This is a genomic window from Pseudoalteromonas sp. P1-9 (assembly GCF_001399975.1).
Taxonomy (GTDB): domain Bacteria; phylum Pseudomonadota; class Gammaproteobacteria; order Enterobacterales; family Alteromonadaceae; genus Pseudoalteromonas.
The window spans coordinates 1-9498 of record NZ_LKBD01000065.1; the positions used below are offsets into that span (position 1 = coordinate 1).

Annotated in this window: 11 protein-coding genes; 5 read left to right on the forward strand and 6 right to left on the reverse strand. The window is 39.6% G+C overall.

The features are described from left to right. Positions 1-188: 188 nt before the first annotated feature. The 4 genes from AN214_RS21055 to AN214_RS21070 form a co-directional block, all read right to left on the reverse strand. Positions 189-671, reverse strand: a complete 483-nt coding sequence (locus tag AN214_RS21055) for an MgtC/SapB family protein (RefSeq protein WP_010559388.1) — start codon at positions 669-671, stop codon at positions 189-191. A 16-nt stretch (positions 672-687) separates the two neighbouring features. Beyond that, on the reverse strand, positions 688-2016 hold the full coding sequence (locus AN214_RS21060; protein WP_054981512.1) for a hemolysin family protein: 1329 nt from the start codon (positions 2014-2016) through the stop codon (positions 688-690). A 272-nt stretch (positions 2017-2288) separates the two neighbouring features. Continuing rightward, on the reverse strand, positions 2289-2843 hold the full coding sequence (locus AN214_RS21065) for a rhomboid family intramembrane serine protease (protein WP_054981513.1): 555 nt from the start codon (positions 2841-2843) through the stop codon (positions 2289-2291). A gap of 79 nt (positions 2844-2922) precedes the next feature. Continuing rightward, positions 2923-3870 (reverse strand): alpha/beta fold hydrolase, encoded by a 948-nt coding sequence (locus tag AN214_RS21070; RefSeq protein WP_054981514.1) that lies wholly within the window; start codon positions 3868-3870, stop codon positions 2923-2925. Between the two features lie 166 nt (positions 3871-4036). On the opposite strand from AN214_RS21070, the gene AN214_RS21075 reads away from it, so the two are divergent. Further along, complete coding sequence (locus AN214_RS21075; RefSeq protein ID WP_054981515.1) at positions 4037-5191, forward strand: murein transglycosylase domain-containing protein; 1155 nt, start codon at positions 4037-4039, stop codon at positions 5189-5191. On the opposite strand, the gene AN214_RS21080 is transcribed toward AN214_RS21075, so the two are convergent. Further along, a complete protein-coding gene (locus AN214_RS21080) occupies positions 5188-5817 on the reverse strand; it encodes a LysE family translocator (RefSeq protein WP_054981516.1) in 630 nt (209 codons plus the stop codon). The two genes, AN214_RS21075 and AN214_RS21080, sit on opposite strands and share 4 nt — an antisense overlap. A gap of 483 nt (positions 5818-6300) precedes the next feature. On the opposite strand from AN214_RS21080, the gene AN214_RS21090 reads away from it, so the two are divergent. Further along, positions 6301-6528 (forward strand): hypothetical protein, encoded by a 228-nt coding sequence (locus tag AN214_RS21090; RefSeq protein WP_054981518.1) that lies wholly within the window; start codon positions 6301-6303, stop codon positions 6526-6528. 334 nt (positions 6529-6862) lie between these two features. On the opposite strand, the gene AN214_RS21100 is transcribed toward AN214_RS21090, so the two are convergent. After that, positions 6863-7723: an IS982 family transposase gene (locus AN214_RS21100; RefSeq protein ID WP_054981520.1), complete on the reverse strand. Its 861-nt coding sequence runs from the start codon at positions 7721-7723 to the stop codon at positions 6863-6865. Between the two features lie 74 nt (positions 7724-7797). On the opposite strand from AN214_RS21100, the gene AN214_RS22345 reads away from it, so the two are divergent. Genes AN214_RS22345 through AN214_RS21115 form a run of 3 tightly spaced genes read left to right on the forward strand, consistent with a single transcriptional unit; the run spans position 7798 to position 9395 of the window. Then, positions 7798-8187 (forward strand): RHS repeat-associated core domain-containing protein, encoded by a 390-nt coding sequence (locus AN214_RS22345; RefSeq protein ID WP_082428658.1) that lies wholly within the window; start codon positions 7798-7800, stop codon positions 8185-8187. A gap of 2 nt (positions 8188-8189) precedes the next feature. After that, the gene (locus AN214_RS21110; protein WP_054981522.1) at positions 8190-8552 is read left to right on the forward strand and encodes a hypothetical protein; all 363 of its coding nucleotides are present in this window, start codon (positions 8190-8192) and stop codon (positions 8550-8552) included. A 3-nt stretch (positions 8553-8555) separates the two neighbouring features. Next, entirely contained in the window at positions 8556-9395 is an 840-nt protein-coding gene (locus tag AN214_RS21115) for a hypothetical protein (RefSeq protein ID WP_054981523.1), read from the forward strand. The last annotated feature ends 103 nt before the right edge of the window (positions 9396-9498 follow it).

Genomic DNA, 9498 nt, shown 5'->3' on the forward strand with positions numbered 1-9498 from the left:
CATAGAATAACTATGCCACGCAGCCTCTGCCTTGTATAAAACCCAATCAAACTGCTGCAAAAACGAACTTGAAAGGTCAACAGACCCTAGGTGTTTTACGAAGGTAGATTTATTGTTTTGAACGTAATTCGTCACGTTGCTAAAAGTACAGATGTTTACGCTTTAGCGAGTAAGTAGCGCTTGATGCGCTACTTATTGCGTTTTTTCCAACCATTAAAGCGTGCATGAACGCCGCGAGTAAGTGAGGTAAAGTAGTCTTCTAGCACGTCTACACCGTATAAAATAACGACCACTAAAATACTCAATTTAATTGCGCCTAGTTCGCCCGAAATATCAATCGCAACACCTATTGCGGCGAGTACCCAAATAGTTGCAGCAGAGGTAACTCCAACCACAATACCGTCTTTGGCAAGCATAACGCCGGCACCTAAAAAGCCAACGCCAGTGACAACTTGTCCGATAATACGCGATGTATCAGTGACATCATTATTCAATGAGTTTGACGCAGCAATAAACATATAAGTACCAAGCACAATAAGGGCCGATGTTCGAATACCCACAGGCTTGCCGCGTAATTGACGTTCTAAGCCAATAATAAAGCCGCAACAAATTGCAGCGCCAACTTTTGTCCATTGAAATGGGCTTATTGATAAATAGCTAATAATATCCAATTGTTATCCGTATTAATTACGTATTCGCATCAGTTTGATGCTGTGGTTTAGGGTCAATTAATGTTTCATCAAGCAAACGAGTGATCAACAGCTGATCGACTCGAATGCCATCTATATCTACTGCTTCAAATTTATAACCTGCATGGGTGACAAAATCCGCGCGCTTTGGAATGCGCTTCATCATGTAAATAATAAACCCTGCTGTTGTTTCGTACTGACTTTCATCAGGGAATTCATCAATCTTAAGTAACTTCATTAAATCAACTATAGGTGTTGCACCATCAACAAGCCACGAGTTCGCGTCGCGCTTAACAATTTGCTCTTCACCATCAAATTGCACTAAATCCCCCATGAAACAACTCATTAAGTCTTTAATAGTGACAACGCCAACGATTAACGCGTATTCATTTACCACCACGGCAAATTGCGTCGATGCCGATTTAAACGCGTTGAGCGCTTCCGATAGCGTTAAGGTTTCGGGTAAGTAAACAACCTCTTTAGTTAAAATATCGGGATTAAGGTGTGCTTTACCCGTTTCAAGAATTTGTTTAAGAATTACTTTAGATTCAATTGTGCCAACAAGCTTATCTAACTGGCCATCACATACTAAAAACTGATTGTGCGGATGAGCTAGAATTTTGCTACAAATACGCTCGCTATCTTCGTTAATATCAAAAAAGACAATCGATTCGCGCGTTGTCATAACCGTTGGCAAAGTGCGTGCTTCTAATTCAAATACGTTGCCAATTAAACGATACTCTTGCTGTTGCAATGAACCATCTTGTGCACCGGCTTCCATTACCGCAACAATGTCTTCAGTCGTAACGATTTCTTCTCGCTGAGTCGGTAACTTAAAAATCCGCAGCACAATATTGCTAATGCCATTAAATAAAATCACAAAAGGTGTTAGTGCAAGTGTTAACCAATTCATTAGGTTAACCACTCGTAACGCAACCGTTTCAGGCATAATCATGGCAATGCGTTTTGGCAGTAGATCAGCAAACAAAATAAACAGCGATGTAATAATCAAAAATGACAGCAAAAAGCTAATTTGTCCGGCTAAATCACCGGTATACACTAGGCTAACAAGCTCTGATGTGTAAGGTGTTAAGGTTTGCTCGCCAATTATTCCGCCAAGAATGGCAATCGCGTTTAACGCGATTTGGATCATCGCAAAAAACCCGCCAGGCTGTTCTTGCAACTTAAGCACAGCATTAGCATTTTTACTGCCTTCGTCAGCCATAACACGTAACTTAATTTTACGGGCGGCAGCAATGGCTATCTCCGACATAGCGAACAACGCGCCAAATAGAATAAGCAAACTAATACCCAGTAAATCACTCATTTCATTCTCCAAACTAGATGTGAGCATAATTAACCAATTCGCGTTATAAGTTAGGTTTGGCACAGTCCGGTGGAGAAGCAGCATTAAAGTATTAGTTGCTGTATTTTCACGCCTTGGGTGATGCTTTTAGTGCTTTCAGCAGTGTTTTTAGATTTAAAAACATGCGAATTGGAATTTATCTGAAAGGTGATAAAAGCGCGCAATTATTATGCAAAACAAGGCGCGCTGCAATCTATTTTTTTATAATTAAGTTTTCATTAATAAACAGTGTGTTAAGCGTGATTTTTCGGGGCATTATTAAATACTTTGCCCGCAATAAGTCCGGCAATAAAACCAAAGAAATGACTGCTCCAACTCACACCAGGAATAAATTGCGTAAGCGAGTAAATTACACCGGCGTATAAAAAGCAGATGATAATCGCGAGGATCAGATTAAAAATATTTCGGCTAAAGATGGCATTGCTTAGAATATACGCAATAAGGCCAAATACCATGGTACTTGCACCTGCGTGGTAACCGTCAAAGGCAAATACCCATACTGCGCTACCAGCAACAATTGAAATAAATAAGTATACTAATAAAAAGCGCTTTAACCCTTGTTGTAATGTAATAAATGCAAGCACAGCGAGCGGAGCAGCGTTCGATAATAAATGCTGCCAGCTGTGATGGATCCACGGCGCAAAGATAATTCCTGCTAACCCGTTTAGCGTTCTGGGGTAGATACCTAAACCCGATACCGCGCCTTGGCTAATGGCATTTACGAGCTGCACACTGAACAAAATAGCAAGTAGTGCAAAAATAATTCTTATAGGCTGCTTTATATGCATGATGCGTTTTATGTGTCGTTATTTACGTTGTTTGATTTGTAGTTACTCACTCTATCGTTTCCAATGGTATTGGCAACCACTAATTCTGAATGTTGGCTAAATGTTGCTTTGCCATTTGCTTTTTTAAATGGCGCTTTTGCGCCTTTTGCACGTGTTTATATATCCACTTGGTTAATTTGGTCATTAATTCAGGGGGAAAATCATGTCCCATGCCATTGATGGATTTCAATTTTGAACGTTTGATTGCTTGCGCCGTTTGATAGCCCGCTTTAATAGGAATAACCGGGTCGTGCTCACCGTGAATAACAAGTGTAGGCACTTTGATCGCAGCTAATAAGTGCTTGCGATTTTGGCTTGCCGCAATCGCAGCAAGTTGTCGTTTTATGCCATTGGGGTTGAGGCTGCGCTCTATATTCTGTTTGGCTTGTTGATACAGCGCTTGCTCATTTTGCGGGAAATTAGGACTGCCTATCAGCTGATTTAATTTTACCGTGTAATTTATAAATGCATCTTTACATACGCTTTTGGGTTGATGTTTAGCGAGTGTAAACAACACCTTTAAGCCTTGTTTAGAAAGGGGAATATTGTAAGACGAAGACATAATAGAGGTGAGGCTAAGCACTTTCTTTTTATGTTTAGCAGCAATAATTTGCCCAATCATACCGCCCATGGATGCACCAACTATATGGGCTTTTTTAATTTTAAGTGCCTTCATCAGCCCAACAACATCATATGCCATATCATCAAGCGTATAGGGTGCTAAGGCTCCTTTATTGAAGGGCTTTGTTAACCAAATCTTTAGCAGGTTAGGGTTGCCACAGTGATCAAAATGACTTGAAAGCCCCACATCGCGATTATCAAATCGGATCACCCTCAGCCCTTTTTGTGCTAATCCGTAATAGAACGGATCTGGCCAAACCGTCATTTGTGCACCTAAACCCATAATGAGAATAACTGCGGGATGTGTTGGGTCGCCGTAGTCTTCATAGTGGAGGCGCACGCCACTTTTTAGTCGTACACTCGGCATAAGTTACCGCTAATTTGGCAATATAACTGTAAAGTAACAAAGCGAGTTTTCAGATAAATGACAACGCGATAGCACGCTTGGCGCTAGCAATTGGTTATGTTTTATATTGATTTTAAAGTGTTTTATTTTACACTAACCTTAAGTTTACGAAGGCGTAGGTTAGGGCATGCAACACAGATTACTATTAATTGGGTTGTTATTAAGTGTTGCAAGTTGTAAATCGACCGTCGATGTAAAATCGCAAAGATCACTGGAAAAACTCTCTAAGCAAATAGAACAAAACCCCCATGATATTGTTGCCATCGCCAAAGGTGTTGAACAATCAACAGCCGCTATCGAAACGGATACGCGCCGAATAAGGCAACTTTTTGATGAGCTAGATACCATCATTAAACGTATTTGGGGCAATAAACACAGTTCGCTGCCAAGTAATAAACGTTATGTAAAGTATTCAAACAATTACCAAGCGCGCGCCATTGTCGATTTTGAAAAAGGCACAGTTAAAGTAGAAACCATTGCTACAAAAAAGGTAGCTTCAAAACTGGCACAGGCAGTGTTTGAAACACTGCTAACAACCGATGATCCGTCAACAACTGAGATATTTTCAAGTAATGCACCCAACCTAAGTGGTGAGCCATTTTTGTATCCGCAAGTTCGCGACCATGACGGCGAATTAGTGCGCTTTGAATGGCGCGCTAGGCGTTACGCAAATTATCTGGTGGATCATTATACAAAGGTAGAGCACGACGATAACCGTCAGTTTAGTTCTGTGAGCTTTAAACTTGTTAACGAACATCAGCGTTTGCGTCATTTAAAGTACAGCAATGCGGTGTTAGCTGCAGCTGAACGTTACAATATTGATGCTGCGCTTATTTATGCGGTGATTGAAACTGAGAGCGCGTTTAATCCGTATGCGGTAAGTCGCTCTAATGCGTATGGTTTAATGCAAATAATGCCTGCAACTGCAGGGCGAGATGTATTCAAACTTGAAAAAGGAAAAACTGGGCAGCCAAGCAAAGCACAGCTTATGCAGCCACACTATAATATTGATATTGGCACCGCTTACTTAAAGATCTTAAACACCCGTTACCTAAAAGGTGTGGTGAATAAAAAAAGTCGAGAATATACGGTTATTTCAGCCTATAACGGTGGTGCGGGCAATGTGTTAAAAACCTATCACAGCAATCGCGATACCGCGGTTAAACTGATTAATCGACAAAACCCAAGTGCGGTGTATCAACGTTTGCGCTATCACCACCCACGTCAAGAGTCCCGCAGATACCTAGAGAAAGTCACAAACGCAAAACAGAAATATCACTAACCGCGGTTTGATAATGATAATAAGGTGCCTGCGCTGATAAACACAGAGCCGGTTAATCTGTTAAAAAGACGCATTCTGTTATTGCGATACAACCAATTTGACGATTTAACCCCGAGCACTACGTAAAACATTAACCAGCTTAATTCTAACAACATAAAGGTAATGGCGAAGATACTGTACTGACTAAGCAAAGAACCATTTGGATTGATGAATTGTGGAAACAGGGCAGTGAAAAAGACAATTGCTTTAGGGTTACTGGCACCGACAATAAAGCCCTGAAAAAAGTTATTTGTTAGCAACCGTTTGTTTGATGAATTGGCTGCTACTTTTGCTAAATTATCCGCTTTTGAGCGAAACGACTGAACTCCCAAATACACCAAATATGCAGCGCCTAAATATTTTACTAATGTGAACGCAAGCTCTGATGTTGCGATAAGCACGCCTAATCCGGTAAATGAAAGCGTAAGAATAAGTGTAATCGCAAGTAAACTGCCTAGTGCAGCAATAAAACCGCCGAGTGTGCCCGAACTTACCGCGCGTGTCATACAAAATAACGCGCTAGGTCCCGGTGATGAGGTTAGCAACAACACCGACAAAAAGTACATAACCCACGTATTTATATCCATTGTTATTCCTAAGCGGTTTTTGTTTAAGTTAACAGGTAATTTGCAGAGCGGTAATTAAAAGTTTTGCAGTATTTAAATTTTTCAACTTTAACAATTTGAATTATTTAAAAACGGCCTTATTAAAAGAATATGGATAAACGTAGCGTACACATAATAAAAACACTCTTACTGCTGTTAGTTGTAATATCAGCGCTGCTGCCATTTAATCTAACCCGCACGTTAATCTCAGCGCGGCCTCAACCAGCAATACGTGAAGCCGCGTCAAAGTTGGTTTCACACAACAAATATATTCGTAAAAACACAGCTTATACTTTCACTACCAAACTTGTATTTAAAAGGTTGTTGCAATTTGTTGCCACACGTTACGATTATGTGCCCCCTTTTATTTGCTTTTTAAAGCGCGATACCTACCTCTTTAACAAATCTTATAGCCATATATAACGCGTCCTTTGTCACTAAATTTAAATTTTAAAAGGAAACGTTATGACACAAGCAATCACACTTTTTGTGCTGGTTTTTGTTTGGGCATTTTTAATGTTTTTGTTATGGAAAATGGTTGGTTGGGCAAAAAAACGCAAAACCGGCGCGTATGTTTTTGGGGCATTAGTTCACATGGTGTTACCTGATCCAAAAATTGAGCAAACCATTGCCATTGTAAAGCAGCAAAAAGAACAAAAAGCCGAAGCAAGTGACGAGCAAAACGAGCAATAAATTAAGCCAGCATTTGCTTAATGCCAGTCAGTTAACAACGGACTGGCATTTTTTATTGGGATATTTACTGGGTTTTGGTTTAACGCATCTCGGATACGCGCGTTCTCGTTTTATCGGTAAGATGTGATGTTCGACTTGAGCTTGCAATCGCTCAATTAATTTGGGGATCCGCCCAGCATTCTCTATAAACATCGTTTGAATTAAGTTGATAATACTTATTGCACACGTCGTAAAGCTAAGATGTTTTGCATATATTCCTTGTTTTGTCTGTGCCATTTTCACCATCTGATATCTGAGCAAGTTATAGCTAAGTAACCTCAGATCTGTATAAGAATTAAAGCCGAGTCACTTTTATGCTCGGCTTTTTAACCTGAAAAGTATAGGCAATTAATCCAGTCATTAAATTAACCATAAATGAGATGCAGCTTCGATGCCTTGTATGATCTATTTGAGCCATGTTTTTTAGCTGGTCGAAAACTGTCTCAATAATGAAACGCTTGGATAGCATAGCGCTATCCCAAGATGATATTGGTTGACGTTTCATATTACTTCTTTGACCTGTAATAAAATCAATGCCTTGCTCGGCAAGCTCCGCTTTTAGGCTTGCAGACACATAGCCTTTGTCAGCATATAAACTACCTGTAACATTTTCGACCATGTCTAACACAGGCTTCCTATCATCAACATTCCCTGCCGTCACTTTTACTGCTAATAAACCACCTTCGTCATTCATGATGAGGTGGAGTTTAAAGCCATAAAACCAGCCCATTGTTCCTTTTCCTCGCTTGGCTTCGTCTGCGAAAACTTGGTGGCGGGGAATACGCATATTGTGACAAACCTTTAGTGAAGTGGAATCAATAAATGCTATACCCGTTGGCTTATCAAAGTGCTGTTTTAAATAGCTACACAGAGCGGGCAACGTAGCCCGTAACAACTTCAACATACGCGTATAACTGACTAAATCAGGAAAATAATGTCGCCAATACTGGCAAACAAATTTGGTGTAGTAAGTTTTAAAGTCGCGATAACCTGATTGATGAAAAGCAATCAATATTGTCATAACTTCGCTAGAAGATAGGCGGGATGGCTTAATGCGTTGCTTTTCATTTGTTGATATTAGGTGCTCAAGCCATTGAGGTTCAAACAATAAACAAAAATCATCGACATCTACGTAAATTGCATCTAAGTTATTCATGCCCTTGCCTTGGTAATCTTATGTTTCTTGGTCGAAAGATCTGATCACCACAAGGGCATTTAGTTCAATTTCTTATACGCAGCTCAGGTTATTTAGCCTTTGGTGAGTTACAAAACCAAACAGGCACAACGGACAACAATTACCTTTACACAGGTGAACAGTTTGACGGTGATTTAGACCAGTATTATCTAAGAGCCAGGTACTATGACCAAGGAGTTGGGCACTTTACTCAGCAAGACGAGTGGATGGGACGTGATGGCGAACCTGTTACCCTGAATAAGTATTTGTATACCCATGCGGATCCGGTGAATGGCGTTGATCCGAGTGGGTATATGACGCTAGTTGAATTAAAACAAGCTATCCAAACAAATGGAATTATTAGCCAATCGGGCAAATACTTTGGATTCAATTATGCTCGAAAAAAGGCAAAAAAACGATTTATAAAACGGCTCTATGTGAACTAGGAGTGTCCTATATCGAAAAACAATATATCGGTGACGGTTTGCAAGGGCACCATCCGATTAATATCAGTTTTGGTGGAGCTAAAGATCAAAAGCTAATTTTCTTACCAGCTAAAACGCACAGAATGTTTCACTTAGTCCTAGATGTCATGTTAAAAGAAGACCCTGACTTGGGTGGAAAAGGAAATTGGACCAAGAGTGAGGATTGGGAGAGTGTTTCGAGAACAATTAAAGGGCGAAAAAGACTCTATAAACATATATTCAATTCGGCAAAATTGATTGATTCGGTGTGTGAACTTAAACGGAAAAGAAAAGTCTCGACTTTTGTTCGGATTAATAGAGATAAATTTTTGGCTGGGAAAGATTAAATAATGGAACATAACATTTGGTATTGTGAAAAAAGAGAATCTAGAAACGGTGTGACGTTATCTTTTGTAGAAGACGACTCAGTGAATGTCGTTGAGGATGATCTGGACTTGGCAATTGAGTCCATGCAATTATTACTCTTAGAGAAATATGGAGACGGCGAAGCTGTAGTCGAAATAGTTGACAAAAAAAAAGAGCATGTGGCGATTTCGTACAACGAGTCAGTTTTTTCGAAAATATCTCTGGATAATTATTTTACGTTCGGATGTTGTAAAAAGTGCAGTTACCCTCTTGGTAATAGAAATAATAAACCAATCGAATTGAAAGAGTTACCTTCACTTGATATTGCGAGTGTACGTTCTCCATTTGCGTTCTTAAGAGTTTATTCTGAAAAATTTATTAATAAGTTGCCAAAGAGAGATTTGGAAAACTTTGAAGTCAGAAAAGTTTTGTTCGAAGATAAAGACTCTGGATACGTTGAGTTAATAGCAAATCAATTGCTAACTGCTGTAGGAAAAGTAGGAGCTTCTTATCCTACTATTTTTGACCAAAGTTGGGAATGCGCAGAGTGTGGAAGGCGATCTTTTGCTACGCAAATTAATGGAAAGTCTGTTCATACACCTTTTTTCTTATCTCAGGATTATTATCAGACAAAAAAGCGTAATTTGATCCCTTTCGCCAGTAGTAGTGGAGTGAATAAAATACTAATTGCTACACAACTTTGGAGCGACCTAATAACCTCAAAAGAATTTAAAGGACTAGTTAGCGATAAAATTGTTTTATTAAATAATTTAGAGGCTGAAGTACCAAATTTACCTATTGTTGCTGAGTTTGAAGAACTGTAGAGTAAATCATTGGGGTCGCGTCTTGCTTTTTGCCTTTTTATACACACAGAAAAAGGCAAAGCCTCCCCTTCTGCACAAAGTCTAAACAGAATATAAGAATATA

What these genes read in the sequence shown, in the direction of transcription:
- AN214_RS21070 (WP_054981514.1), bottom strand. Translation starts at nt 3,870, where the DNA reads ATGCCGAGTGTACGACTAAAAAGTGGCGTGCGCCTCCACTATGAAGAC.
- AN214_RS21090 (WP_054981518.1), top strand. Translation starts at nt 6,301, where the DNA reads ATGACACAAGCAATCACACTTTTTGTGCTGGTTTTTGTTTGGGCATTT.
- AN214_RS21060 (WP_054981512.1), bottom strand. Translation starts at nt 2,016, where the DNA reads ATGAGTGATTTACTGGGTATTAGTTTGCTTATTCTATTTGGCGCGTTG.
- AN214_RS21075 (WP_054981515.1), top strand. Translation starts at nt 4,037, where the DNA reads ATGCAACACAGATTACTATTAATTGGGTTGTTATTAAGTGTTGCAAGT.
- AN214_RS21115 (WP_054981523.1), top strand. Translation starts at nt 8,556, where the DNA reads ATGGAACATAACATTTGGTATTGTGAAAAAAGAGAATCTAGAAACGGT.
- AN214_RS21080 (WP_054981516.1), bottom strand. Translation starts at nt 5,817, where the DNA reads ATGGATATAAATACGTGGGTTATGTACTTTTTGTCGGTGTTGTTGCTA.
- AN214_RS21100 (WP_054981520.1), bottom strand. Translation starts at nt 7,723, where the DNA reads ATGAATAACTTAGATGCAATTTACGTAGATGTCGATGATTTTTGTTTA.
- AN214_RS21065 (WP_054981513.1), bottom strand. Translation starts at nt 2,843, where the DNA reads ATGCATATAAAGCAGCCTATAAGAATTATTTTTGCACTACTTGCTATT.